Origin of the sequence: Rhodococcus sp. USK10 (genome assembly GCF_019378875.1) — a bacterium.
In the GTDB taxonomy this organism is placed as follows: domain Bacteria; phylum Actinomycetota; class Actinomycetes; order Mycobacteriales; family Mycobacteriaceae; genus Rhodococcus_F; species Rhodococcus_F pseudokoreensis.
In genome coordinates this window covers 4946827-4972367 of record NZ_CP076048.1, presented here as the reverse complement: position 1 = coordinate 4972367, position 25541 = coordinate 4946827, and the positions used below count along the sequence as shown (strand labels likewise).

The 25541-nt window shown below is 66.2% G+C and carries 33 protein-coding genes; all 33 read right to left on the bottom strand.

The features are described 5' to 3' along the window. Positions 1-2 precede the first annotated feature (2 nt). Positions 3-1583 (bottom strand): hypothetical protein, encoded by a 1581-nt coding sequence (locus tag I1A62_RS30080; protein ID WP_219455928.1) that lies wholly within the window; start codon positions 1581-1583, stop codon positions 3-5. A gap of 3 nt (positions 1584-1586) precedes the next feature. Beyond that, the gene (locus tag I1A62_RS30075; RefSeq protein WP_219455927.1) at positions 1587-2405 is read right to left on the bottom strand and encodes a hypothetical protein; all 819 of its coding nucleotides are present in this window, start codon (positions 2403-2405) and stop codon (positions 1587-1589) included. Next, positions 2405-7300, bottom strand: coding sequence for a tape measure protein (locus tag I1A62_RS46605; RefSeq protein WP_257890580.1), 4896 nt, complete (start codon positions 7298-7300; stop codon positions 2405-2407). The genes I1A62_RS30075 and I1A62_RS46605 overlap by 1 nt, the downstream gene beginning before the upstream one ends. A gap of 23 nt (positions 7301-7323) precedes the next feature. Next, on the bottom strand, positions 7324-7677 hold the full coding sequence (locus I1A62_RS30065; protein ID WP_219455925.1) for a hypothetical protein: 354 nt from the start codon (positions 7675-7677) through the stop codon (positions 7324-7326). Positions 7678-7700: 23 nt separating this feature from the next. Beyond that, on the bottom strand, positions 7701-8060 hold the full coding sequence (locus I1A62_RS30060) for a hypothetical protein (protein WP_219455923.1): 360 nt from the start codon (positions 8058-8060) through the stop codon (positions 7701-7703). A gap of 118 nt (positions 8061-8178) precedes the next feature. After that, a complete protein-coding gene (locus tag I1A62_RS30055) occupies positions 8179-9015 on the bottom strand; it encodes an IPT/TIG domain-containing protein (protein ID WP_219455921.1) in 837 nt (278 codons plus the stop codon). A 58-nt stretch (positions 9016-9073) separates the two neighbouring features. Further along, the gene (locus I1A62_RS30050) at positions 9074-9487 is read right to left on the bottom strand and encodes a hypothetical protein (protein ID WP_219455920.1); all 414 of its coding nucleotides are present in this window, start codon (positions 9485-9487) and stop codon (positions 9074-9076) included. Beyond that, positions 9484-9735 carry a hypothetical protein gene (locus tag I1A62_RS30045; protein ID WP_219455918.1) on the bottom strand — a complete coding sequence of 84 codons (252 nt, stop codon included), beginning with the start codon at positions 9733-9735 and terminating at the stop codon, positions 9484-9486. Before I1A62_RS30045 ends, I1A62_RS30050 begins: the two co-directional genes overlap by 4 nt. Then, on the bottom strand, positions 9732-9914 hold the full coding sequence (locus I1A62_RS30040) for a hypothetical protein (RefSeq protein ID WP_219455916.1): 183 nt from the start codon (positions 9912-9914) through the stop codon (positions 9732-9734). The genes I1A62_RS30045 and I1A62_RS30040 overlap by 4 nt, the downstream gene beginning before the upstream one ends. Next, positions 9914-10267, bottom strand: coding sequence for a hypothetical protein (locus tag I1A62_RS30035; RefSeq protein WP_219455914.1), 354 nt, complete (start codon positions 10265-10267; stop codon positions 9914-9916). Before I1A62_RS30035 ends, I1A62_RS30040 begins: the two co-directional genes overlap by 1 nt. Then, positions 10261-10587 carry a hypothetical protein gene (locus I1A62_RS30030; RefSeq protein WP_219455912.1) on the bottom strand — a complete coding sequence of 109 codons (327 nt, stop codon included), beginning with the start codon at positions 10585-10587 and terminating at the stop codon, positions 10261-10263. The genes I1A62_RS30035 and I1A62_RS30030 overlap by 7 nt, the downstream gene beginning before the upstream one ends. 25 nt (positions 10588-10612) lie before the next feature. Beyond that, positions 10613-10849 carry a hypothetical protein gene (locus I1A62_RS30025; RefSeq protein ID WP_219455910.1) on the bottom strand — a complete coding sequence of 79 codons (237 nt, stop codon included), beginning with the start codon at positions 10847-10849 and terminating at the stop codon, positions 10613-10615. Beyond that, a complete protein-coding gene (locus tag I1A62_RS30020; protein WP_219455909.1) occupies positions 10849-11895 on the bottom strand; it encodes a major capsid protein in 1047 nt (348 codons plus the stop codon). Before I1A62_RS30020 ends, I1A62_RS30025 begins: the two co-directional genes overlap by 1 nt. Positions 11896-11940: 45 nt before the next feature. Beyond that, positions 11941-12360 carry a head decoration protein gene (locus tag I1A62_RS30015; RefSeq protein ID WP_219455907.1) on the bottom strand — a complete coding sequence of 140 codons (420 nt, stop codon included), beginning with the start codon at positions 12358-12360 and terminating at the stop codon, positions 11941-11943. 21 nt (positions 12361-12381) lie between these two features. Beyond that, positions 12382-13146: a hypothetical protein gene (locus tag I1A62_RS30010; RefSeq protein ID WP_219455906.1), complete on the bottom strand. Its 765-nt coding sequence runs from the start codon at positions 13144-13146 to the stop codon at positions 12382-12384. Between the two features lie 56 nt (positions 13147-13202). Beyond that, positions 13203-13988, bottom strand: a complete 786-nt coding sequence (locus I1A62_RS30005; protein WP_219455904.1) for a hypothetical protein — start codon at positions 13986-13988, stop codon at positions 13203-13205. Next, positions 13988-15439 (bottom strand): phage portal protein, encoded by a 1452-nt coding sequence (locus tag I1A62_RS30000; protein ID WP_219455902.1) that lies wholly within the window; start codon positions 15437-15439, stop codon positions 13988-13990. Before I1A62_RS30000 ends, I1A62_RS30005 begins: the two co-directional genes overlap by 1 nt. After that, on the bottom strand, positions 15436-17034 hold the full coding sequence (locus I1A62_RS29995; RefSeq protein WP_257890579.1) for a terminase: 1599 nt from the start codon (positions 17032-17034) through the stop codon (positions 15436-15438). Before I1A62_RS29995 ends, I1A62_RS30000 begins: the two co-directional genes overlap by 4 nt. Positions 17035-17215: 181 nt before the next feature. Continuing rightward, positions 17216-17680: a hypothetical protein gene (locus I1A62_RS29990; RefSeq protein WP_374710710.1), complete on the bottom strand. Its 465-nt coding sequence runs from the start codon at positions 17678-17680 to the stop codon at positions 17216-17218. Between the two features lie 252 nt (positions 17681-17932). Beyond that, positions 17933-18232 carry an HNH endonuclease gene (locus I1A62_RS29985; RefSeq protein ID WP_219455901.1) on the bottom strand — a complete coding sequence of 100 codons (300 nt, stop codon included), beginning with the start codon at positions 18230-18232 and terminating at the stop codon, positions 17933-17935. A 122-nt stretch (positions 18233-18354) separates the two neighbouring features. Beyond that, positions 18355-18618, bottom strand: a complete 264-nt coding sequence (locus I1A62_RS29980) for a hypothetical protein (protein ID WP_219455899.1) — start codon at positions 18616-18618, stop codon at positions 18355-18357. Between the two features lie 83 nt (positions 18619-18701). Further along, positions 18702-19082 carry an AlpA family transcriptional regulator gene (locus I1A62_RS29975; protein WP_219455897.1) on the bottom strand — a complete coding sequence of 127 codons (381 nt, stop codon included), beginning with the start codon at positions 19080-19082 and terminating at the stop codon, positions 18702-18704. Then, positions 19079-19822 carry a hypothetical protein gene (locus I1A62_RS29970; protein WP_219455895.1) on the bottom strand — a complete coding sequence of 248 codons (744 nt, stop codon included), beginning with the start codon at positions 19820-19822 and terminating at the stop codon, positions 19079-19081. Before I1A62_RS29970 ends, I1A62_RS29975 begins: the two co-directional genes overlap by 4 nt. After that, positions 19815-21122 (bottom strand): HNH endonuclease domain-containing protein, encoded by a 1308-nt coding sequence (locus I1A62_RS29965; protein ID WP_219455894.1) that lies wholly within the window; start codon positions 21120-21122, stop codon positions 19815-19817. The genes I1A62_RS29970 and I1A62_RS29965 overlap by 8 nt, the downstream gene beginning before the upstream one ends. Before the next feature lie 53 nt (positions 21123-21175). Further along, positions 21176-21490, bottom strand: coding sequence for a hypothetical protein (locus I1A62_RS29960; protein ID WP_219455892.1), 315 nt, complete (start codon positions 21488-21490; stop codon positions 21176-21178). A 269-nt stretch (positions 21491-21759) separates the two neighbouring features. Then, a complete protein-coding gene (locus I1A62_RS29955; protein ID WP_219455890.1) occupies positions 21760-21939 on the bottom strand; it encodes a hypothetical protein in 180 nt (59 codons plus the stop codon). Then, entirely contained in the window at positions 21936-22649 is a 714-nt protein-coding gene (locus I1A62_RS29950; RefSeq protein ID WP_219455889.1) for an exonuclease domain-containing protein, read from the bottom strand. Before I1A62_RS29950 ends, I1A62_RS29955 begins: the two co-directional genes overlap by 4 nt. 163 nt (positions 22650-22812) lie before the next feature. Further along, on the bottom strand, positions 22813-23610 hold the full coding sequence (locus tag I1A62_RS29945; protein WP_219455887.1) for a hypothetical protein: 798 nt from the start codon (positions 23608-23610) through the stop codon (positions 22813-22815). A gap of 2 nt (positions 23611-23612) precedes the next feature. After that, positions 23613-23888 carry a hypothetical protein gene (locus I1A62_RS29940; protein WP_219455886.1) on the bottom strand — a complete coding sequence of 92 codons (276 nt, stop codon included), beginning with the start codon at positions 23886-23888 and terminating at the stop codon, positions 23613-23615. Between the two features lie 2 nt (positions 23889-23890). Beyond that, positions 23891-24649 carry an alpha/beta fold hydrolase gene (locus tag I1A62_RS29935; RefSeq protein ID WP_219455884.1) on the bottom strand — a complete coding sequence of 253 codons (759 nt, stop codon included), beginning with the start codon at positions 24647-24649 and terminating at the stop codon, positions 23891-23893. Next, entirely contained in the window at positions 24646-24969 is a 324-nt protein-coding gene (locus I1A62_RS29930) for a DUF4326 domain-containing protein (RefSeq protein ID WP_219455883.1), read from the bottom strand. Before I1A62_RS29930 ends, I1A62_RS29935 begins: the two co-directional genes overlap by 4 nt. Continuing rightward, positions 24969-25112: a hypothetical protein gene (locus I1A62_RS29925; protein WP_219455881.1), complete on the bottom strand. Its 144-nt coding sequence runs from the start codon at positions 25110-25112 to the stop codon at positions 24969-24971. Before I1A62_RS29925 ends, I1A62_RS29930 begins: the two co-directional genes overlap by 1 nt. Beyond that, on the bottom strand, positions 25112-25486 hold the full coding sequence (locus I1A62_RS29920; protein WP_219455879.1) for a hypothetical protein: 375 nt from the start codon (positions 25484-25486) through the stop codon (positions 25112-25114). The genes I1A62_RS29925 and I1A62_RS29920 overlap by 1 nt, the downstream gene beginning before the upstream one ends. Between the last annotated feature and the right edge of the window lie 55 nt (positions 25487-25541).

The following is a 25541-nucleotide window of genomic DNA, read 5'->3' as shown; positions in this document are numbered from 1 at the left end:
TCCTAGATCAGTGAGGTGTAGCGGGTGACTTCCCCGCGCATGGTTTCGAGGTGGCGCAGCGCGGTGGTGCCGGGTAGTTCGTCCTCGCGAGAGTCGCCGATCGACAGGTCCCACGTCGGCGGGGTTTCACGGTCCCAGTGCCGGCGACGCTTGACGACGTGCGAGAGCCAGATCCGGTTCGCGATCTCGAATCCGCACCGCCAGCCGAGTTTGTAGTCGCGGCCCATGACGTACGGTGCGTTGTCGATCACTTGGGCGATGAACGCGACGAACCCGCGTTGATCGTGCAAACCCACACGGCCGGATTGCAGACCAGACAGCGACCACGCATCGCCCTGCTGGAAGGTGTGCACGTAGGCGTGCGAACCCATCTTGGCTTTGCGGAACCGGTTGGTGAACCGCTGCCAGGCCAGGATGACGTCCTCGACGGCTTTGTCGAAGATCCCCAAACCCAGGGCAGGAAGACCGATGAGAAGGCCCACGTATGCCAACGCGCTGTTCAGGAGGAGCTTGATCGAATTATTCACCCACTGAGGACTTTTCCCGCCGATGATCACTGTGTGACCGGTCGCTTTGTGGATGGTCATCTTCGAATTGACCAGCCCCTGATGTTGTGACTTCCGCCAAATAACTACCGGCGCATTGACACCCGCGGGCGGCTGGACGCCGCTGTTGGGGTCGGCGATCGTGATCGTCTCCGACGTGCCGTCCGGGTCGATGATCCGTACGACGTCGTTGACGATGTCGAGGATCCCGGATCCGGTGCCGGACAGGAACGACCGCTCGACCACCCGCAGGATCAGGATCGGGTGGGTCAGGATGACATGGTCGGGGAACGGCTGCGGGTCACCGGGCAGCCACCTCTGCGGGACGATCTGCAGACCGCCGTCGTCCAGAGTTGCTTTCACTAGGTCCCACATGTTGTCCATGCGCGCCGAGAGGAACGTGAACTCCGAGGTGTCCGGCCCCTCGGGTGGGGCAACGATCACCTTCCATCGAGACGGGTCGATCTGCGACCACACCGCCGGGGACCACATGTCGAATCCCCAGATCACCAGCGGCTGATACTCGGAACCGTAGTTACGTTGCAGGTACGAGGCGACGACGCCGCGGGATCTGCCCGCCTGCACATCGGACTTCGGGGCCTGTGCCTCCAGTGGAGCCGCCGTGTTCGGTTTCGCGAGAAGGTGCTTGACGTGCTCAAAGTCGTGCAGGCCGATGACGGTGATGCGTTCGTATCCGTCGTCGGCGTCGAACTCGACCTCGATGTCGAGGACCTTGTAACCCATGCGGTCCTCGGGCCCGCCTTCGGCGGTCTCGATGTAGAAGTGGATGTCCTCGTCGACGTCGTTCTGGTAGACCAGCCAGTCGACCAGGGGGTGATCACCGGGGAGTGTGAAGCGGCCCTCCTCGGTGTCGTTGACGACCTCACCGCAGTCGACGGACTCTTCCCCGACAACGTCGGCGATATACCCCCACTCCTTGTCACAGACAACGATCCGGTCCCGCTCGTGGAACCGAACCCGCTCCTGCTCCGCGCGCCGATTGTCGATCTTCTCCGACAGGGTGCTGAGAATGCTCATTCATCACCCCCACGGACGCGAGTACTGGTCGATCATTTCCGCGCGCACCGTCGCCGTGCTCGACACCTGCACGGTGATCGACGCGTTTTCGGTTCCCGGCGGGATCGGCGATCGGAATGTGATGCCCCGCATGATGTCCGGCCACAGCGGCAGCCCGCTGTCGACTTCGAGGGTGCGTTGCTGTGGGTCGGTGTAGACCTTCCACCCCTCGGTCAATGGCTGCGGGATTGTGATGATCCGCGACGAGAGTCCGTCTTGGATCTTTACGGTCCCGCCGCCGGTGCCGACGACGTTGAGCCACATGTCGCGGTCGGTCAGGTTGGTGATCCCGGGGATGGTGAGCACCCCGGTACCGGTGACCTCGATACTGGGGCGCATGCCGCCCTGCCACGCCGGGTTGCACGCGACGATCCGCATGTCGTGAGACATGAAGTGGTTCACCTCGGGGTGGATCGTCCAGGGGTCGTCCGGCCATTCGAGTATCCGAACGTCGAGCCACCGCTCACCGCCGTCCGCCTCGAGGCGTCCCGGTTCGAGCATTGACCACGAGCCCCACCAGTCGGACTCCACACGATCGTGGATCCGACTGGTGGCACCGCGTGTGCCGATGAGCATCTCGACGACGCGCTCGTCCTCCACGGTCTTGCGTGGTGTCGCACCGACCTGATACGCGCCCTTCGACATGATCAGCTTGCCGGGGGGCAGATACAGGCCCTTGGCGTGGTCGAGCAAACCCACATTCTCCGCAGCCGCTTTCGTTCCGTAGAGATGCCACAGCGACTGTGCTTCGTCCACACCGCGATATGCGAGGTCGTGGCCCATCAACGCCTCCTAGATGTGCGCGCGCGGGTCGGCTGTCCGCCACCGCGTTGGATGTCCCGGAACCACTTCTCGAACATTCGGAACATCTCCGCGTTGTCGGTGCCGTGGAACTGCGGAGCGAAGGTATTACCGCCTCCGCCGCCACCGAACGGGGGCGTTGACGGGTCGAGTTGGTCGAGGACCTGGCCGCGGTCGAGGACGTTGGTGAGCCGCTCGAAGTTCACGGTGGTCCGCGGTTCGAGGACCCGCTCGGGCGCGATGATGTCCTTCTGCAACAGACCGACACCGGACGCCCGACCCCCGCGGTCGAACGGATTGGCCTTCTGCATCAGGTCATTGATCAACTTCGCGTCAGCCGCGGCCGCGATGGTCTGGTTCATCCACGGAATCTCCGTATCGAACCCGGTGCCGTCGTAGGCACCGGAGAACAGACGCATCGTCTCCTCCGCAGTCTGGAACCCCGGAGTGAACGGCAGCTGCGTCAGCGCGTCCTTGTTGCCGATAGTCATCGGCGCCGGAATCGCCTTCAGCTCGTTGATCTTGTCCAAACTCGGCGACGCCGCACCGTCACCACCGGACTTGAGCGGCTTCGCGAGCTCCCGCGTGGTGTATCCACCGGTGTCACCGGTGTCCGGTTCGGTGAGCCTGCTGGGGTCGGCGAACACCGATCCACTGAGGCCCAGCTCGTCGAACACGCCGTCGATCAGGATGCCGGTCAGGTCCTGACCGATCTCCTTCACCGATTTGACCCGGGCGTTGTCCGACTTATCCGACTTCTTGTTGCCCTCCTCGAGGATCCGCTTCTGCGTCTCCTTCAAGCGGTTCCGGGCGTCGAAGACGTCGAGGTCTGCCTTCTCCTTGTCGTCCTGTGTGGCATCGGGGTCGTTGTAGGTGTCGTCCCGCTGCAATTCCGCCTCGGTGATGGCCATCTCCGCGCGCCGCAACGTGATCGAGTCCTCGTCCATCTCCCCGGCGAGATCCGGTGCCGGTTCGTAGGTTCCGGTCTGGTTCGCCTCGTTGCGCTTGGCCTCGAGACGCTCGACCTTCTCCACCGCCTTTTCCACCCGCAGCTGAGCCTGCTGACGGTCGGCGTCGGACTTCTTCTCGTTCGCGTTGACCTTGTCGCGAGCCTCCTCCGCCTGTGTGACCGCGACCTTGGCGGACTCGAGCGCGAGCTGGTCCTTCTTGGTCCACCGTGTCGCGGACGAGGTCCGCGACGAGGACAGTCCGTCATAGGACCCCGCGGCCCCGCTCTCGTCGAATCCGCCGGCGATCATCTCGACCGGCAGGTGGTACTTGAACGGGAACTGCGCGTCCTCCGCCTTCGCTCGGCCACCGTCGAGACCCGAGCTGCCATGAGCACCACCGGACTCGACCGCGTGACCAGCCAAGGTGGCGGCCATGTGCTCCTGCGAGACACCGACGTTGAACGGCGACGTCGACGACAACCCGCGCACCAACCCCGCGGTCTGCCCGTCGGTGATCGAGTATGTGGTGTAGATCCGCTTAGTCGTCTTGCCCAGACCCATCAGGATCTGCTGCACCCAGCCGATCAGACCCGAGCAGTCGAACCGCTCCGGGCCGACACCACCGAGGAGGTACTGGTTGCCGTCGACGCTGCGGACGGCGTCCAGGGCTTCGCCGACGGTGCCACCGTCTGCGTGCTTCGGCAGGGCCTTGTCCAGCCACGGATCGTCCCAATTGACGGCTTTGAGGAGCCAGCGCCACTTGCTCGCCGACTTCGCGTTCGTCACTTCCTCGCCTGGTGAGACCCACGACGTCGGGATCCTCGTGGCCTTGTCGAGACCGAGGACCTTGTCCTGACGCGGGCCACCGGGCCCGGTGATCGTGCCACCGTCCGCGTTCTGCGGGACGTTGAAGTTCAGGCTCGGCCCGCCCAGCCCTTCCCCCGCGGAGGGAACCGTCACCTGCGGAGTCGGTGTCGGTACCGTGCGGGGCTTGGTCAGGTTGTCCAGCAAGGTGCCGATGTAGCCGAGCTTCGTCGCGGCCTCATCGGCGCCCGTGAGCGCGATGTGCGTCGGGATCGTCTCGGGGAACAGCCCGTACTGGTTGGCGAGAGCGATGGCCTTGTCGAGCGCCATGCCAGATTCCACGCGCTGACGAATGAACTCGTCCCGGACGCGGAGCCCGGCCTGCTCGGCGACCGCCGCAGCTTGCTGCTGCGACTGCCCCTGCTGGATCGCGGACTGGTACGCGGTCGCGCCCGCCTGGTCGAACGCGGACTGCACCTGTTTCATCTGGTTGTACAGCTGCGAACCGGCGGACGTGGCGGTGTTGATCTTTCCGCTCGCGTCGACCACACCGGACCCTGCGGTCGCGGCGGCGTCGGAGAAGCCGCGCAGCGCGTCGTTCACCCGCTGCTGGGCGTCCTCGGCGGTCATCTGGTCGCCGCGCAGTCGGCCCATCGACGCCGTCAGACTGTCGACTCCGGTGGCCGCGGACACGGCGCCGGTGTTGATGTCGTCGAGCGAGGTCTTGAACCGGCCGGCGGACGACTGCGATTCGATGATCTCGGCCCGCACCTGCGAGTACTTGTCGACGAGGATCTGGCCGCCCTCGCCCGACTTGAGCAGTGTCGCGCGGAAGGCTTCCCACTGAGTCGAGCTTCCCGTGACCGCGGTCGCGAGGTCACGTTGACTCAGGTCGAGGTGCTCGAGCGCGGCTTGCGCCTTGATCGCGTCCTCGCCGGCGTCCTTCAGGCCGAGAGCGTCGCCGATCTGGTTGCCCTGGCCGAAGCTGAACGATTCCTTGAAGAATGCGGTGACGCCCTCCCACTTGCTCGGCATCCGCTTCGCCGCGTCGTCGAGGTCCTGTTCGATCACCTGCAGCTGGCCGGACACCGCCGACTTCACACCGCTGTCGATGCGGCCCTCGGACTGTCCGAAGGCATCGGCCAGATTGGACCGGAACTCGACGATCGACTTCGCGTACTTGCCTGCCGCGCCCTGGTTTTCCTCAAGCTTCCGGTTCAGGTTGCCCGACGCCGACACGAACGCGCCGATACCGATCGCGGCGGCCGCGAGGCCGAGGACCACGGGGCCGCCGACGACACTGGCCATCGACGACAGGCCCGACCGCAGGCTCGCCAGCCCCGAGGACGCGGCGCCCTGAGCCTTCGCGCCGAGGGTCGCGACACCCGCAGCACCGCGCTGCATGCCGCCGACGAACATCCCGGAGTTGACCGCTGCGGCCCTCTGAGCGTTCGCGTACGCCATCAGCGCGGTGGTCGACGCTGCGGTGGCCGCTGCTTCCCGCTGCCGTGCGATGGTGGCCGCGATGCGCTGGCGGGTTGTGAGCTGCTGGATCGGTGCCTCGCCGCCGAGGGCGACGATGTGGGCACGCATGACGGCGGTCTGCGCCTTGATCGCGGCAGTCATCGCCATACGTGAGGCGATGTCCGCCGGCATCATGATCGCTGTCGCGACCCTCGCCATGTGGAATCCGGTCTCGGCGACCTGGGCGATCGCGAATCCGGCGGCCAATCCCGCGAGGGCTGTGGTCGCCAGGCCGGTGTGGTCGGCGAAGAACCCCATCACGTTGCCGAGCGCCTTGATCCCGGTCACCGCGACGGCTGCGGTGTCGCCACCGAGGGAGGCGAGCGCGAGCCCGCCTTCCGCTGCCACCGAGCCGACCGACTTCAGGACATCGGTGAGGGTGTTCGCGCCCGACTCGACCTTGCCTATCGTCTCCGATGCGCCGTCACCGGCACCGCGAACGGTGTCGAGGAACTCGGTGAACTTCTCACCGGACGGGGACTTGACGACCTCCCAGAGCGCCTGCGCCCCTTCGCGGATCCGGAACAGGATGTCGACGACCTTCGAGTCCTCTGCGAGCCCGAATGTCATCTCGGAGCCCTGGAACTCGCCGTTGGCGAGGATCGACCAGACTCCGCGCAGTCCGTCGACGACCTCGCGGGCCTTGACGCCGAACTTCTCCATTTTGGTGGCGGGTCCGTCGATCGAGGCACCCGAGGTCATGAACGCCTGACCCATCTCGGTCAGACCGGCCGCGGCTTTCTCGGCGCCGGCCTTCAGATGTGGGGTCACCTTGTCGGTGAACTCCATGACCTTTCCGAGCCCGGCCTTCATCATGGGCAGGAACGGTTCGATCACCGCGGCCCCGGCGCGCCCGAGGGCGGCCTTCATGTTCGCGAAGGAGCCGCGCAGGGTTTTGCCGGATTCGAGTGCGGCACCACCGATGTTGTCCTGGATGACCTTGTTGAAGGTCTCGGCGTCGACCTTGCCTTCCTTGACCATGTCCGACAGGCTTTCGGCGGTGACACCGTATTCGTCCTGGAGCCACTGGAAGATCGGGATGCCCCGGTCAGCCAGCTGGTTCAGGTTGTCGGTGTAGGCCTTGCCCGAGGTCTGGACCTTGTTGAAGATCGAGCCCATCTCCCCGAGGGAGGATCCCGCGATGGTGGCCGCGTCCCCGGTCAGCTTGAGGTACCTCGTCAGGTCCTCACCGGGCTTGATACCGGCGGCCACCGCGGACGCCGCGATACCGGCCGCGTCGCCGAGACCGTACGCGGTGCCCTTCACCGACGCGAGCGCGGAATCCATGATGGTCTGCACGCCCTCGGCGGTGTGCCCGAGACCGGCGAGCTTTCCCTTCGCATCATCGATCGCGACGACGCGGGACATGCCATGGGTCAGGGCGGTGCCGAGCACTGCGGCGACACCGGCGCCGGCGGCCGCGGCACCGACCTTCAGTGTGGCCCCGAGACCGGTGGCGAGCTTGCTGCCCATTCCACGCCCGGACTTGTCCGCGCTGACCTGAGCATTCGCCAGACCGGCGGTGATCTGTCCGGGCATCTGCCGGGTGTCGGCGACGATGCTCAGATAGCCGGTTCCGAGTTCCACACCACCGGGCACGGGGCACCTCCACTATGTTGTTGTCACGAAACCGATTTCGTTGCCTCCTGCGCAGCGAAGTCGGCTTGCCGTCGCGCCAGTTCGGCGCGGATGTCGGTCACTTTCGCGGGTTTGTCCTCCGCGTCACCGGCCGCGCTCTGGGACGCGAGTGGTGCGGCGATCAGCGTTTGCCACAGCGCGTTTCCGCCCCGGGCGCCGTCCGCGGTGAGGATCGCCAGAAGCATTTCCTCGGTGCGATAGATGCCGTCTGGGTCGACCAGACGCCGGTACGCCGACGTGGCCGGAAGATGCTCGACGATGCACCACAGGTCCCACCACGAGAGCGTGTCTCCGAGATCCTCGAGTGACCGGCCACGGTCGAGGAGATCGGACTGCAAAGCCCCCTCCGTGCTCCTGTCTTCTAGGAGTCGGAGGAGGCAGTCGATTCCCCCTCGGTCACCGGGATGTCACCGGACCAGACCTGCCAGATCTCGTACTGCTCGCCGATGGTCAGGTCATCGACGAGGAGGTAGTTCTCGGGGTCGATCAGGCTGAGCGTGAACAGCATCAACTCGATCTCGGTGGCCTCGTCGTCGCGCTCGCCCTCCTTGAACAGTTCCTTCTGTTCTTTGATCCACTTCTTGCTTTCGAGGACAACAGCTTTCGGGCGGTAATGCCACTTCGGGACATTGAGGGTGTGAACTGCGCCGTCCTCGGTCTCGAACTCGATCTGAACCTTGCTCTTCTCCGCGTGCGCGGAGGTAATGCGGTGGGTAGCCATGTGTGCACCAGGCCTCTCGTGATGTCAGGGAAAGGGGTTGCGACCGGGCCCAGGGGTCCCACCCGGCGGAGGTGGGCCCGGTGCAGTGGGGTGTGAAGCACCCCCGCCGGGTGAGTCCTTACGCGAAGGTCAGAGCCTTCGGCGCCGACGCGCCCGTCGCGTTGGTGACCACGACGTTCGCCGTACCGGCGGCGTGCGCCGGTACCACGATCACCAGGGTCGAGTCGTTGACGACAGCGTGCTCGACGGTGTCGGTTCCGACCTTGGCGAGCGTGGTGCCCAGGAATCCGGAGCCGGTGATGGTCACCAGGTCGCCGCCGGCGGTCCCGACGCTCGCCGGGGACAGGGTGCTCAGGACCGGAACGGCGGGTACGGCGCCGTCGTCGCGGTACTCGACGACGTTTCCGCCCTTGAGTTCCACCGCGAGAGGCTTGTACGTCTTGATCGTGAGCGTGTACTTGGTGGCGTCGGAGTGCAGGTCCTTGACCTCCGCGAGGTTGATCACCTGACCGAGGTCGATGTAGTACCGCTTGGTCTTGATCCCGTAGACCGTGTCGATGACGTGGTGCGAGATCGGCAGCGGTTCGGAGGTGTGGTAGATCGTCTTCTGCAGACCGTGCTGCGCGGTCGCCGGGACGATCTCCACGTTCTGGTCACCGAACGTCGTGGCCAGCACCGCGGGACGGTCGGTCTCCATCATCGTGATGACGACCTGCTCGTCGTAGTTGGTCTGGACGTTGACGAACGTCTCGCCACCCATCATCTTGACGTCGGTGGTGTCACGGGTCTGGTTGACCGCGACCCCGTCCTCGCCAACCGCGCCGTGATCGAGGTATGCGGGATCGAGCGCGGAGAGCGCATCGGTCGGCCTCGGCGTGCCGAGTGGTGCGCGGTGGTAGACGCCGCCGTCGATCGGCGGGCGACCGACGAACGCGTTCTGAACATTCACAGCCATTGTTTTGCCCCTCTCAGGCATTGATGCACCGGGCCAAGAACCTGGTGGTGCGGTGTGGTTATTCGATGGCGAGGGCGAGGACACCGGTGAGTTGGAACCGCTCGCTGCTGGTGTCGGGGTCCAGGTTGTTCACCGGTCCCGAGATGAGTTGCCATCGGTGGATGTAGCCGCCGGCGAACCGCCGGCCCGCTGATTCCTTCAGGATCCGGATGACGCGGTTCGCTCGCCGTTCGGCTTCCGCCTCGCTCGGGTCCCAGCACTCGATCAGCAGCAGTGGCGCATCGATGGCGAAACTCTCTTCGCCGCCGCCGATTCGCTGGATGCGGATCCGGGGCGCGGACGGGTCCGAGGTGTTGCGTGGTGCCTTCGACCCGACGTGGGCCGGGTCGCCGACGGCGGTGAGACCCGCCTTGAGCGCGGCGACGATCACCGGCTGCGCGGCCGGGGCCTCACCCCAGTAGTCGACGGTCATCGGCGTCCCCGGGCTAGCGCACGCACCAGGGTGTTGTTGCGGGCGTTGTCCAGCCGGGCCTGGTATGAGTGCGCGGCGACCACGCCACGCCACCGGCCCGAGGGGTTGCGGCGGCCCTGCTGATCGGACCACGAGTAGCCGTCGCCGCACGCGTCGGCGATCCGCTGGCAGGTCTCGCGCACCCATGCCTGTGTGGCGGGGAGTCGCCGCACCTCGTACAGCGCGTTCGGGTTGGGTCTGAACCTCATCGCTCGACGTCCTCGTAAGAGGCAGCCGCCCACGCATCGCGGTTGTAGACCTTGACGTGCTGGCCGGTCGCTGACTTGATGACGAGCACCCCGGTGTCGTCGACGTCGAACCCTGAATCAGCGGAGAAGGTGTCGTCCGTCTTGCTGAGACCGTGAACGACCCTGAGCTGCTTGGCCATTACCCCACCACCCTTCGGAGATTGACGGTGATCAGTCCCGGCTGCCACCACCGGTTGAGATTCGGGTCCTCCGGGAATCCGATGACCTCGAGGCGTCCGAACCGCGGCAGGGTGACGACGTCCCGGGGGTGGTAGTCGTCGTCGGCGTCGGCGTACATCTTGATCTGCACGATCACCCGGTCGTGGCCGACCAGTTGCGGTTCGTTCGAGGTGGGCGGTTCGGCGCCGAAGATCTTCCGTTCCACTGCCGGCAGCAGGGCGGAGACGGCGTTGCCGTTCTCGTCCTCGCCGCCGGTCTCCGTGAACTCCTCGTACTGGATCGGGATCTTGCAGGCGAAGACTCGCCTCACCATGTCGCCACGCTGACCACACCTTGCCGCCGGTACGGGCGCAGGGCGACCTTGTCGGACCCGGACAGCCACGGGCCGCCGGACAGGGCGTCCGACCCGAACTTGCGGGTGAGCTGGAACGACCCGGCCGACGCCTGCTCCGATTCGAGGGCGGGTTCGACGTCCTCGTCGTCGACACCAAACACCCGGGCGACCATCCGGGACGTGCGCACGGCCACCGTGCGGGGCACCGGGTCGGTGAAGAGCCGTTTACAGTAGCCCTCCACCAACCCGGATGCCTCCTCTAGGAGACCCTCGACGCGGGCGTCCTCGTCAGTAGTCAAGTCCCGGCCCAACCGGTTTCGGAGGTCAGTTCTCGTCGCCAGGACCATCGTCGACCGCCTTTGGGGCGCGGCCGCGCCGCTTCGGCGCGGCGGGACGGTTCTGGTCGCCGTCGATGTCCTCGGGTGGGTCGACCTCGGCCCAGGCGGCGGGGTTGGTGATCTTCGCGGCCGCCCAGTCCGGGACCTGGTCGGCGGGCCCGAACTGAACCGGGTTGCCGTCCTGGTCCTCGACGGTGACGTATCTGCGCAGTGTGCCCGCCATCAGGACACCACCGCGACCATGAGCTTCTTGGCGTCGGTGAGGACCGGCTGCCCGACCGCGTCGACGTAGGTGTGCTTCCGGAACGCCGGTTCACCACCCTTGACGACCACACCCACGATGCCCGGGGCCTCCGAGAAGGAGTACTCGGTCTTCTGCGCTTCGAGCAGCTCGAGGGCCGTCGCCGTGAGCCCGTACCGCATGTGCCCGAGGTCCTCGAGGTTCTCGGGCAGGAAGGACACCTTGCTCTCGGGGTACACACGGGTGTTGACGTTGTCGACCGACAGCTGCGTGTCGTACGGCGCCAACGGCGTCGGCAGACCTTCGGAGGCGAGGAGATCGGTCAGCTCCGTCAGGGTGACGCGCGTGCGGCCCTGAGTCGCGCCGTGGACGGCGTCGATGATCTCCTTGTTCTTCTGCAGCAGACGCAGGTTCTTCAGTCCGGTCAGGAACTTCGCCGGCCGGGAACCGTTGGTGGCGTTCCAGACATCCGACCAGGCGAGCAGGTCGGTCAGCGGAACCGCGGTCGTGGTGTTCGTCCAGGCGGCACCGGCCGGGGCGACCGCGTGGTTCTCGGGCATTCCGTAGTCGGCCTCGCCCTCGAAACCATTGCCCTCGTTGATGGTCAGCTTGCCATCGGCGAGGACATCACCCCAGGCGAGTTCGACACGGTTGAGGACATACCGGGTGAGGTTCTCCGCGTCGTCGTAGACCGCCTCGACCAGACGTTCCTTGAACGTGCCACCGGTACGGGCGAACTCCATCTGCAGGCGCTCGTACTCACCGAGACCGAGCGAGTCCGACAGCGTCGCGAGCGGCACCCGGATCTCGGACCCGACGTCCCGCTCGGAGACGTGGATCGCGCCGTCCGGCGACCGGTACTTCGCGGTGCGGTTCTTCTGCACGATCTCGGCGAAGTCGACCGTGTTCTTGTCGGAGGTGATGGTCGGGAACAGCCGGGACAGAGCGTTGTCGCTCGGTGTCGGCACGCGCCGGACGAAGGTGATCAGCGCATCCGGGGAAACCGGAGCGTCGAAAAAGATGGCCATGATGTGGGACTCCTGTCAGGGAAGGTAGATGTGCCCGGGGTGCGGTCAGCCCTCGGCGGGCGGGACGTACGGGGTCTCGTATCCGACCAGCCGCAGCTGTCCCTTCGCGGCGTTGTCGAGGCCGTGGTTGGCCGGCAGCCGGGACTCGGTGACGAACCCGTGCACCAGCAGGGCGTTGTTGACCTTCGTCTCACCGATCACGTTCACCGAGTTGAACAGGTGCCCGGCAGCGATCTCGCGACCATCGGTGGCGGCCGGGTCGTACGGCCCGTACCGCTTGGTCGCGGTCACCTTGCCCACCACCAGACCGGAGGGGATGAAACCCTTCGGGTAGTGCAGGTTCGCGGTGAACTTCGACACGTCCAGGGTGACGGACGGCTTGTAGTCGGTGCCGTGTTCCGAGGCGAGCCAGGAGCGGTTCTCCACCTGGTGCTCGGTCCGCTTGACCGTGATGCTGTTGTTCATGAGTACCCCCTTCAGAGGTGGTTAGGTTTTCGGGCCGAACCGGCGGTCGGCTTCGGAAGATCCCAACTCTCGGGTCGAGGTCTTGAGGGATCCGGGGTGCCGCAGGTACGGATCAATCTGTGCCCCATACCCGCCCGCGTCGGGGTTGTCCTTCTGGTGCGTGTCGATCGCGGCCTTGATCTGCTGTTCGAAGTCGGCGGCGGCCGGATCGAAATCCTTGACCTTCGCCATGAACGAACGCGAGTCCACCAGAGCGGGCCCAGCAACGCCGGCCGTGCGCAGGACCGCATTCTCGACCTTCGTTTCGCGTGTCACCTTTTGCGACGCACTGAGATCGGAGGCGAGCTTGGCTGGGTCGGGCTCCTGGTCGCCGCCACCATCACCGGTGAGCGCCTGCACCAGCTCGTCGTACTTCTGAGCCTTCGGGAAGTTCTCCTTGCTGCGGTCCTCCCACTTGCGGGAGTTGTCGAGCTTTTCCTTCACCTGTGCAGGTGTCAGGCCCTCGAACAGCTTCGCCCAATCCTGTGCAGGATCAGGGGCGGAGCCGCCGCCGCTCTTCCCGGGCTCGTTCTTCTGGCCGCCGCCGTTCGGCTCACCGCCACCAGTACCGGTGCCGCCGGCCGCACCGCCGCCGTCTCCACCGTTTCCACCACCGCCGTTGGGGTGCCCCTCAGGGTCACGCCGGGGGTGCTGCCGTGCGGCGCACCACCGGACCGGGCTGAACGGATCAGCGATACCGACACCGAGACCGGCGCCGACGAGCAGAGACAGCGTGTGCTTGTTCATGTGATTCTCACTCCCGTGCGGGATCAATCAGCACCGTGCGGCGCTGGGGGTCTGTGTTATCCGTTCTTCGCCATATGGGCGAGGACGGCCTTGACGTCGATCGCGCCGTACTCGCCCACTCCGGGGGTGGCGCGGACCGCGTCGATGTATTGCTGCTCCCACTCCTCCACGTACGGAGGGGGCTCGTAGGACCGACCGGGGCGCACCTCGACGGCCATGCACCGGCAGTGATCGTGGTACCGGTCCCCCGGGTCCTGGCTGCCGCGGCTGCGGGCCCGCCGGCCGACGTCACCGCCGACCCTCTGGCCCTTGGAATTCCGCTTCGGCTCCCACCGCTCGGAGCCCACGGTCGTGGCGGCGCCCTCGGTGCTGTACACCGCACCCCGGGTGGCCATCATCTTGCAGAACGGGCACGCGTTCGCCGACGCGTGCCGCGCCCACCGCGCCCCCGTCTCCATCCGGACGTTCCCGACGATGGTCTCGCGCTGCGCGTTGAAGATCGTGCGCTGCGCGAGCCCCGACAGCCGCGCCAACGCCGCCTTGCCGTCCGAGTACAGCGCCCACGCCGAGGACACCGTCAGCTGCTCCTTGGGCGGCAGCGCGGCGGGTGTCGCCCGGTATGCCAGCTCCGGGGCGGCCTCGTTGTACCACGCCGCGGCGAGGTCCCCGGCCGTCGCCGCGTACGGGTCGATCAGCTCCGGGACACCCTGCCGGATCACCCCGCGGAACGACCGCGAGTCCAGATCCAGCATCGACGCATCACGCCACAGATCGGTGATGTCCTGGACCGCGAGCAGGCTCAGGTGGCCCAGGGTCTCCCGCTGGTCACTGAGCGACGCCATCAGGCGTCCTCGACCGGGACACGTCTACTGGCGAGCGAGGTCACCTCCGGATCGGTGACCTGATTCGCCGCTTCCCGGACGCGTTCGACGAGACCAGCGGCGGTGGCCCGCCGCTTCTCCTCGGCGAGCTGGGCCTGTTCCATATCGGTCAGCCCGATGCGGTCGTAGGTGACCTTCGAGTCCGCCGGCAGGATGTTCGCGGAGACGAGCTTCATCCCCGAGTCCGCGGCCGCCGAGGGGGTCGGTGTCGACGGCGACGCCCACTTGACCCGGATCTTCGCCAGCGCCGACTCGTCGACCCGGCCGTCACGCCACAGCAGCGCCTTGCGCGCGACATTCATCCAATGCCAGCCGCTCTCCTTGTTCCGCGCGCCGGAGCGGCGCTCGATCCGCGATTCGAGGGCCTTGTTCGCATCCGCCGAGGTCGGGTTGTCGGTCAGGATCCCGAAGTACGACGCCGGAAGACCGGAGTCGGAGGCGATCATCGTCGACAGGTACTTGAGGATGTCGATGTACACCGAGGGCGACGACGGCTTGAACTCGTGCATCGTCGGCACACTGACGTTGCCGTTCCCGTCGTCGATCGGCGGGACGATATTCATCCGGCCCATGGTGATCGCCCACCCGAGGGCGTACTTCTCCTCCGGCGACATCGACTCCTCGAAGCCGAAGACCTCCGGTTCCGCACCCAGCGCGGCGCGCTGCGGGGCGGCGAAGAACTCCCGGTGCACCTCCATCCCCAGCAGGGTGCGGGCCGCCGCGGAGATCGTGTACTCGATCGGCGCGGTGATCAGCGACCGGCCCTCGGGGTGCGAGTCGTTCGGCTGGTTGCGGAACTGCTCGACCGGGCACTCGCCGCGTTTGTGCTTGTCCCGCCCGGTCACCGTCATCCGATTGTGACGACCGACCTGCGTGGTGATGGTCTGATCCGGCAGGTACAGCGTCTCCGCCAGCACGGCCCCGGTCGGGGTCCGCACCTGCAGAAGGGCGGCGATGATCTGGTCGGTGACGTAGTCGCGCTGAACCGCCATCACCGAGGGCGACTTCGGCTCGATCGCGACACCGTTCTTGTCCTTGCCGACGACGACGAAACTGGTCCCCGCGACCAGCGTGCTCTCGGTGACCCGGTCCGCCTTCGTCTCCAGCCGATTCTGCGTCGCGATCTCGTCGAGCCCGAGCAGATCCGTGCCCGCCGACTCGAAGGCGATCCAGTTCATCCGCTCGGCGATGACGTCGATGATCGTTGTGCCCCAGCCGATCTTGACCGGCCAGTCCTTGAGCATCGGCGGCACCGCGATACCGATTTGATCGGCGACAAACTCCCCCTCGTACATCGCGTACCGCTTCTCGTTCTTGCGGGCGTAGTAGGCGAGGTCCGACCGCAGCTTCCCCATCAGCCGGGTTTCGTCGTCGCTCAACTTCAGTGCTCGGAGGGACAGTGCAACGGTCACAGTGTCACCGCCTTCCTCGTCTGCCCGGAGGGCAGACGTACCTTCGGGCTGTTGAGAGCGATCCGCGCACCCATCCGGGCGCCGACCATCGTGACCGCGTAGTCGACGAGCTTGCGCGAGGACCGGTTGACCTTGCCGATCGACACACCCCACTGGTTGGGCCGGAGCTTCGCGTTGTAGACGTGCCGCATCAGGAACGGATCCCCGTCGTGAGTGAACACAGGCACCTCCGGCGGCTCACCATCTGCAGGACCGTCGATGTCGAGCGCGGTCTGCATGGCCATCTGGGTGAAGGCCCGGTTACGTTCACGCGAGCCGGGTGTGGACAGGCGCATATCGAACAGCACCGAGTGCCCCGTGGCGCCAGGAGTGGCCCACAGGGTGATCTTGCGGCGGTAGTCGCGGTGGATGCCGTCGATTGTCGGCATCCAGTACAGCGTCTCGGTGTCGTCGTCCTTCGCAGGGGATGGGTCGATCCCGAACCACACGACCTTGTACGACTCGAGCGCCTCCCGGGCCGCGGCATCGACCTTCTCCCGCGGTGCGAGCCACCCCTCGGGGTTCTCGCCCCGCTTGGGCGCCCAATGACCCAGCGACATCACGTGCCCGTCACTCAATCGGCACCCGGACAGCGTCGTGGCATCGCCCGACTTCGAGCAGTCCAGGAACATCGCAATCTGCTCCCCCGGTTCGACCTTCGTCCCGGCCCGTGTCAACGCCGCGAAGTTCTTCGGCGATATCCACGAGTCCTCGGCGGCGGCAAGTCCGTTGTAGTAGAAGCGAATTGCGTCGGACTCCTGCGTTCGGGAGTCCTGCGCCTCGGACCGCAGCCGCTCGAGGTCCGCCCACTCGGCATCCGAGTAGGACGCCTGCAGCGCTTGCATGCATTGCTCGGCGTCCCACACCGCCAGATGAGGCGGTGCCTCACGACTGTCGTAGAGAATGTCCACTTTCTGGTTCGGGTCGGTCAGCTGCGATTGCCAGGCATCGTGGGACAGCTCGGCAACGGACTCGGCGCCCTGGTGGTGGGCGTTGGTCAACTCCAGCAGCCGCGCCTGAATGTCTCTCGGCGACTTGCCGATGTTCCGGCGCGCGACAGCTGCGATGTCGTGGCCACCGTTGGACTCGAGCATATGATGCGACTCGTTCAAGAACAACGCCGTGGGCGGGTCACCCTCGGTCGACTTCACCGACGCCTTGAGCAGCTCGATCTTGGAGCCGTTCGCGAGCATCGTCCGAGTGATGCCGTCATCGATCGCGTAGGCGAGCTTCATCCGTGGCGAGATCATCGCGTTCGCGACACCGAGGACCTTCTTCGCCTGCGCCTCGGAGTTCGCTCCGATCTGCACGAGCGACATCCGATGCCGGCGGCCGACAACCCGCTTCCCGTCGAAGTCGTGCAGCTTCACCGGCCCACACAGCTCGCACATCGACAGCGACGCGGCGAAGGGGTCCTTACCGGTCCCCTTCGCGCCGCGTTTTACTCCCGAGCGGTACAGCCACCGGCCCGTGACCGGGTCGAACGCGTACCACAGATGCATGAACCGCTTCTGCCCGACCGTGTACCGCCACGGCGCACCAGAGAGGGGGTGCACCAGCCACTTCTGCGCCCACCGAACCAAGCCCGGGCCAAGCGATGGCGGCAACAGCTCCAGGCGCTCTGGGTGTGCCCAGGTCAGTGTCGGGTCACCGGGCCAAGGCAACGTCAGCCAAGCCCCGTGATCGCGCTCTGACGGCCCGATGTAGTACCCCGGTGGCAGATCCTCTGTGGTTGCCTCAGCCGCCGTAATCCGTCTGGTAGTCGGCAATGTCAACCACCTCCGCGTCGAGCTCGTCGCCCTCTCCGGCGCGGATCAATTCGATTCGCACACGCCGGCGGGCAACCTCCGTCGTGCCGAGATCGGCCATCATCGTCCACACCTGTGCCACAGACGGCCGCAGACGCTTCAGATCGTCCACGTCGGCGTTGTCGAGCTTCTTGAACACCTTCGACGCGAACGACGCCGTCATCCGTGCAGCTTGCCAATCAGACGGTTCGAAGAATGCCGACTGCCCGGAGTCCTTCAGCGATCGCCACCAGCCTTTGACGACCGAGTGCCACGCGCGGTCCTCGGCCGGGACTCGTACCTTCGCCGCGGCCGGCGCCTTCTTGGTCTCGACACCGTTGTCGTCGGTCTTGTTGCGGCGCGTGCGCGCGGACTCACGCTTGCCGACTGGTCCCCGTGTGCCCATCGCGTTCACCTCCGCAACTTGTGCACGTTTTGCACGACGGCCCTGACGCCGGATGCGCGAACATTTGAATATGCCTGTCGCGCAATACTATTCACAGGCACGGCTCTGATCTCGGTTCTGGCGGGCCGCTCTCGGAGGGTCCGCAAACCCCTCGAAATCGACGTTCGGGCGTCCTGGTATATTTCCGGGCCATTTTTTCCGGAAACCATTTCTGACCAGGAAAAACATCAAAACCCGTACATACAGGGGGACTCTATGCCCTTAGTGGGCATTCGGACCCGGGGGGAGGGGGGTCCCCCCACCCTTCGACGGCGGGTCGATCCGGCCGGGGTGCCGGCGGATGGGTCGGAGCCGACTCCGGGCGGTGCGCGCCTTCGCGGCCTCGGCTGCCGACTTCCGTTTGTGGTGTGGCACGCACAGCGCCTGGCCGTTGGCGAGGTCGAACTCGGCGCCGCCGTCCGCGACGTTGACGATGTGGTCGGCCTCGACGTCGGCGGGCTTCGCGTGTGGGCTGCCTTGGTATCCGCACTGCCGACACCGGTACCCGTCCCGGTGGAGCACCGCCCGCCTCCACCTCCGGTGGGCCGTCGTACCAGTCCGGCTGTGCCCGCCCGATCGGTAGCTCATCTCGACCTCCCCTCGAACAAGGCATTGGGCCGACGTGCTCGGTCGAGGTGCAGTCGTCAGTCCTCGGCGATGATCTTGCGGAAGCGAGTCGACGCATACTCGGACAGACCGAGCAGCTGATGCATGGGGACATGGCCGTCACGAGGGACGGTGTAGCTCTTGGTGACCGGATCACCATCGTCATCCCAGTCGCGCATCGCGCCGACCACGACGTACTCGGTCAGCAGTGCGGAGTCGTCACCGTGGTAGGCGGTGAGCGCGGACTGGATGGCTGCGGTCAGCGCTTCGTCCGCTGCGACTTGCTCAGGTGTCCTGGCCATCGACACCTCCAGCATTTCCCCTGGAAACCACGAAGGCCAACGTGATCTGAAGTCACGTCGGCCAGTGGCAGAACTCTAACGGTTTAGTCGCGGGGTTGTCCAGTTCGACGCTCGGCGCGGGCGCGGCGCGCCGTCTCGACGTGGTCGAGGACGTCACCTGCCCGGTACCGGGTGCGCCCGTCCGGCCCCTCCCTCCGGGGTATGTATCCCCGGTATGCCCACTGGTAGATCGCTTGCGCAGTCATGCCGATCAGCTCGGCCGCCTCGATTGCGGTGAGAAGGTCGTCGCTGTCGACGGTCTGGATCTTCGGGACGACCCAGCCCTGCCCGAACTCGGTGGCCTGGCTGTCGAGCAGGGTGCAGGTCTCGGGGGCAACCGACTTGAGCTGTTCGCGGTACGACTGCAGCAGTCGTCGGGCGATGTCGAGCTGGGTGTCTGCGGGCCATGGCCACGGCAATGTCATCGGGCCGATTCCTTACTCAGCACTTGCGCGCCGATCATGGTCAGTTGCTGGTACTGGGTGTCCGGGAACGTCGACCGGCAGGACTGGCAGGTGACGTCGGTGGTTCCGTGGAAGCGAACGAGCTGGCGGGATTCGCATCTCGGGCAAGGCACCGGCATCCGGTCACGGGGCCGGTCGACGCCGATGGCTTCCCGTGCCTTGCGGTGCACGACGACCAGGGCCCGCGCCAATCCGATGCCGTCGAGTTCGATGCACTCGCGTCCGTCGCCCGCCCGGTTCCACACCCACGCCTTGTGGCTGGGCACGTCGAGCAGGACGTCGATGTTCTGTTCGATGACCGCCAGGCTGGCGGCGATCGCGAACGTTCCCTTCGGTGGGTCTTGCCCGATGGCGATGGTGATTGCGATGGCGCATCGGCCGGCCACCTCTTCGAGTTCAACCATCAGTGCGTCGGCGTGGACGTTGATCGGAACTTGTGGGGTGGGTGAGCTGGCCCGGATCTCGCTTCCGAGTCCGGCGGAGGGGTGCCGGATCAGTCCGTGCAGTCCGAGGTAGTCGTCCCACAGCCCGCCGACTGCGGCGGCGACGTCGCGCATGCACTTCGGGCACAGCGTGTTCGGCAGGGTGGTGACGGCGGGGAGCCATCCGTCCTTCGTGGTGTGCGGTCCGTGGGTGGCGTCCCGGCAGTACGGGCCGGTGCGGCACAGGTGAGGATTCACCGCGGCGGGTGAGTTATCCACAGGAACCTCCTGGGGTGTGGATGCACTTGCGGCACGGGTCGGGCAGTCCGTGGGCGGGGCAGGTGGATTCGTCGATGACGGTCGAGGGCGGTCCGGTCCATCCGTGCCACGGGGATCCGAGGGTGCCGGGGACTTGGACATCAGGTGCTTCACCGGCGTCCCACCGTGGTGGGACAGGTTCGGTGGTGGGAGGAGTTGTGGGTGTGGGTTCAGGAGTTCGGGTTACGGGAGGTTGTGGTTTCCCGCGGCCCTTGCCTCGACGACGTTTACGACGGGAGGAAGGTTCGGGAGCTGGTGGCGGTGACCCTGCCAAACCCTTCCCCTGACCCCTACCCAAACCCTCACCCTGCCCTGACCCTGCCTGGCCCGCGCCCGCGCGCATCCCACGCGCGGGGACACCTCGATTCATGTGGTCGGTGTCTGGTCGGGTGTTGGTCGGCGTCTGGTCCGTCGTCGTGGCCACGGTGTCAGCGGCCACCTGGTGCGGCGGGACATTGGGTGTCCCAGCGGGCGCGGTGGTCGGCGACGGTGTGGGGGCGGACACGGTCCCGGCGTGGGTCTCTGCGTCGGTGGCGGCCTGCGAGGCGGTCTCTGCGTCGGTGGTGACCGGCGAGACGTTCCCAGCGGCGGCGCGCTGCGGCGAGACTTCGGGGGTGGTGTGTTCGCGGGGTGCCGGGAGCAGGGTCATCCCTGCTTCGGCGGGGGTGCGGTTGCCTTTGTGCTTGTTGCAACCGCTGCACGAGAGGACGATGTTGCGGACGCCGTCAGCCCGGTTCGGGTCGACGTGGTCGAGGTTCGGTCGGCGGTCGGGTGAGCGGGTGTCTTTCTTCTTCACCTCGACGGCGCAGTAGCGGCACCGTCCGACCGTGGGGTTGGCGGGGTCGATGCAGTCGCGGGCCCAGACCTGGGCGTGGATTCGTGCGTCTTTGAGTTCCTTCCGTTTGCGTTCGGTGATGCTGACCTGTTCCCGGGTGTTGTACCCGAGATCGAACCAATCGTGAAATAGGTATGTTCCGTCAGCGACCGCGGGGCACCGCTCGCAGCGGTGGCCGGGGGCGTGCCAGAGTCCGACGTCGACGAGGAGCGCCGAGAGTTCGTCGGCCATACCGGCGTTGAGGGTGAGGCGGACGAGGTCGGCGCGGGAGACCACACCATCGGTCTTCGACGCCTGGCACTGGGACCCGGACAGCGTCCACAGCCCAATCGCGGCCAGGCCGTGGAGCCGTCCTTCCAACGCCTGTTCGGCCAACGCCCGCGCCTTGCGGTTGTTGGTGAACTGGTCGTCGATCTGAAACCACATGCAGGTCGCCTGTCAATGCTCGGTGGGATAGGTCGCGGGGAGGGCGCCGACGATCACAGCGGCCCGGCCAGGGGACCCAGGATGTACCGGTTGATTGCGAATTTTCGCTGCCCGCATAGGGGGAACTCAGTCATCAGGCCCGCCTCGACCGCGACGTCGAGCAGAACGTGAACACGGGACGGTCCCGCAACGGCCGATGCCATCGCCAGTGACACCTCGTCGTCGGTGTTGTAGAGCACGGCCTGCGCGGCGCAGCGGGTGACGAATCCGTATACCTCGTTGACGATTCGGGTGTCGTCCTCATGGTTGCGAACGCCGATGACGCGCCAGTGCATTGCGGAGGTGGCGGAGAGCTTCATCCAGGTCATGTGACTGTTCCTTTAGTTCGGGGGGTGTCAGACCCGTGGTGTACGGGCATCGGTCGACCGGTTCCCGGTTCGCCGGGTGCGGGCCGGGTCCTGGGCCCACGGCGGCGGAGTATGGGACGGCGACGGGACCGGTGGCCGGACGTGCTTGTTTCGATCAGGCGACTCGCCGACCTGAATGCTCCACTGCACGGGCCGCCGGGTCCCCCACTCCACCCTGCGAGGCGCAGGTTCCTCACCGAACTCGACCCACGCCGGGAATGACTTCTCGGTCATCTGGGTACGTCCTCTGCGGTCTCGTTGTTGGCGTGGAGGTACCCGCCGCCCATCGGGCACGGGCGCGACGCCTTGTCGGTGTGGTGTTCGACGCGGCCTCGCGCGGACACCCACACCGGTCGCCAGCACACCGGGCACGGGGCATCCGCGACCGGTTCCCAGGACTTGGCTGTCATGACTCGACCGGATCGGGTGTGCGGACCCCGGCGGCGAGGTGGTCGTACCAGCGCATCGCCCAACGAGCATCACCGAGTGCGGTGTGCCGTTCGTTCTCGTCCGGGGTGTGGACGTTGCACGCGTAGCTCAGGTCGTCGCTGCGCCACTGGTACAGCGGCTTCTGAGTCTTCCGGAGGACTACGGATCCGATCTTGGCGTGCAACCAGCCGATGGCCATCGCGCGGGCATCGATCAGGTGGTAGTCCCACCGCGGGATCAGCCTGTTGCGGCGGAGCATCGCGTCGAGGACGGCGGCGTCGAACGCCGGGTTGACGGCGACGATGTGGGCGCCGGCGGTGATCTCGTCGACACGAGCAGCGACGGCGCTCTCTGGGAGGGGGTTCGTCGGATCGTCTGGACTGGGGCCGCCCACGATCACGCGGTTGGGCAGCCCGGCCTGTGCCAGAGCGGTTGCCGCGTCGACAACCTTGTGGAAGTGCGGGCGCACGTCGCGGACGTGACGGTCGTGGAACCGCCCGATCTCGAGGGATTTCGGATCGGCATGCGAGAGGTCGACGTCGGTGACCTGGAAGAGGTACTCGGTGTCGCCCTGGTCGTCGCGGCGGATGAGGGCGATCTCCCAGGGACGGCGGGTGTCGGGGTGCAGGCCTGTGGTTTCGGTGTCGACGAAGACCAACGGAGCGGCTTGTGCGTTCGAGGCGGGGATCATGAGCAGATCGCTTTCTGTTTGGTCGGCCAGGGGAACGGGAGAGGCGGGAAAAACATCACCGTCTCCCAGGGGTGGACCCGGATCGCGGCGATCGCCTCCCGAAACCGGCGGTCGCGGCAGTCCCGGCATGTGCAGATCACCCACACCGTGGGATCCGAGGGCGTCATTCCTCCACCGGTTGCGGTTCACGGAATCCGGTGTCAGCTCGGTCCTTCAGAATCCGTGCCTCGATCGCGGCCTTCGCGTCGACAATCCAGTTCGGTCGCCTCTCGGCCAACTTGACGCCGAAGCCGTATACCCGGTCGCCCTTCCAACCGCCTGATGTGTCGTATCGGTTTGGAATCCCCTTCGGCGCTTCGACATCGACAGTCCACGACACCTGGCGACGCTTGCTCTTCGGACGCCCGAAGAGCTGCCGCTGCAGCGTGGCCTTCACGGGATAGGCACCCTCCGGCATCTGGATCGCGAGTTCGGCAGTGTCGACGTCCTCGTACCAGTAGCGGCGGCGACCGAACAGCAGATCCAGCGGTCGGACGTCTTGCGACCCGGTTCGCCAGGCGGCGAACTCGCCCTTCTCCCAGCTGTTGGCGTGCGTCCAGACATGCCAGTACACGGTGCCGTGGAACAGGTACAGATTGAGCTCGCGTCCCTCGTACTTGTGCTTGTCGCGGCGGGTGAGGAGGTCGGCGAGCTTTCCGCCGCTCTCGATGCCCCAGTACAGGCCGGAACCGAGGATGGTGAGGTGCCCGTCGAACGGTGTCTCCGACGAGGCCGTGCCAACGCTCAGACGCGCACTGAACTCCGGTTTCGGCGAGCGCACGATCGTCTCGAGGTGGCCGCCGAAGAGTTTGGGTCCGTCTTCGAATCGGCGGATCGTGAGGAACTCGCGCCAGTGGATCAGCAGGCCCTTCTTAGGGTGCCGTGCTGCTTCGTTGATCGAGAACCGGTGAAAGTGGACCATCTCTATGCCTCCACTGCCTCGTAGGTTGCGGCGAAGATGTCCGGCTTGCACGGGTAGAACTCGCCTTTGACTCCGCGGATAATCCAGTCGTCAGGCATTGCGACCATCTCTCCCTCTAGGGTCACGATCGCGAGCCGCTGCGGATCGCCAGCGGTCCACGTGTATTCGCCGCCGTTCTCGCGTATCCACGCGGTAAGCGGGTGGCGGGGCCGGACATCGCCGTCCCACTGCATGGCTTCGATCTCGACGGGCTTCTTGCGGAACTTCTGAGCAGGCATGGTCACTCCTTGATGTCGTTGATCTGGGCGGCGAGGAATTCGCAGTAGGTTCGGGGCGCGACACCGGGACCTCGCCGCAGGTGGTAGCTGGTGTGATCGCCGGTGAGGTACCCGCGGGCTCCGACGATGGCATGCGAGTAGGCGTTCCAGACTGCGGGACCGTTTCGCCAGTCGCGGATCGTGGACTGCCAGCGCCCGGTTTGCAGACGCTTGACGATGTCCCAGCCCCACGAGCGCAGGTCGCCGAGCGCGAACGCGGCGGACTGATCGGCGATGGTGCGAAGTGGGCTGTCGGCCGGGCAGCAGGTGATGACGTCGGCGGGATCGGCGAGTTGCCACACGGGGAACTCCGACTGGATTCTTCGTCCCCCGGCGATGCCCCACACGGGCGAGCCAGACACGGCGGGGAGACGGAGGGGGTCGGAGATCAGTCCGACGCCGCGGACGTCGAGTTCCTTCCAGTTGCCGAGTCCGATCTCGTTGGCGATGTTGCCGGCGAGTGCTGCGCCGCCCGAGTAGCCGAGGAGAATGACCGGGTATGGGTCGGCGCGGATCGTGTCGATCAGCAGCTTGCGCCCACCAGCAAGTGCGCGGCCGAAGCTGGATCCGCCGATTCCGCCGCCGACCGGTCCGTACGTTGCCTCCCACGGAACCTCGCGCGCACGGAACCGTGTGGTGTCGAGGTGCTTGGTGACGTTGGCGAGCATGCTGTCGTCGCCCTGGGGTTCGCCGATACCGCGGCAACGGAGGACAGTGATCACTTGGTGGCTCCGTTCGCGATCTCGAGCAGGACGTCGGCATGGCAGGGGTCAGACAGGCTGCACCAGCAGGCGAGGTCGCGGCCCGCGAGCTCGGCGCGGATCAACTCCCGCGCTTCCTCGTTGCATTCCCGAGTCAGCTGATGCCTGTACATGGCGACCACACCCTCGGCGTCGATCTTCTGTCCCGCCTTCTTCCCCGTCAGGTACGTCATCGAGCCAACGCGGAACGGGTTGCCCCACTTCGTCGGTCGTCCCACAAACACGGCACCCTCCGGCATGCGCCAGCCCTTCGTGCGCTTGCGCTGAACCCGTTGCGCCATCACTCACCACCTTCGGGGTCGCGCTCGTCGATGCCGCGGTTGTAGGCCCACACGATGTAGCAGCCGATCGCGGCCATCGCGCCGGCGGTGGCGGTGCATGTGGCGAGGAGCATGATGACCACCTTCAGGATTTCGAAGACCATCACTTGCCGCCTTCACGTGCGGCGAGCAGCTCGTCTTCGCTGAATACGTAGGTGTGGGCACCGCTCGCCTTGGTGCACCGGTACTGCTCGCGTTCGCCGTGCCGAAGATCGCAGTCGAGGCACCGCACGTTGTCTTCATCGACGCGCCGGTTCCACTCCTCGTCCTCACGGTCACGTTGGCGGTAGACGCGCAACTCCGTGACGAGTGCGAGCACCAACTCGGGCGAGGACGTCCAGGCGACCTGGCGGCCGACGAGCCTCCCCTCCACCGCAGCCTTGACGTGAGTCTCCAGCCAATCGAGGTCGATCGGAGGCTCGATCGCAGGGCAGCGCAGACCACAGCGGGACTCGGGGCCGTGATCGTGATCAGCCATCACTGACCGCCTCTGAGCGCGAAGCTGTATGCCTCTTCCCAAGTGGGAAACTCAT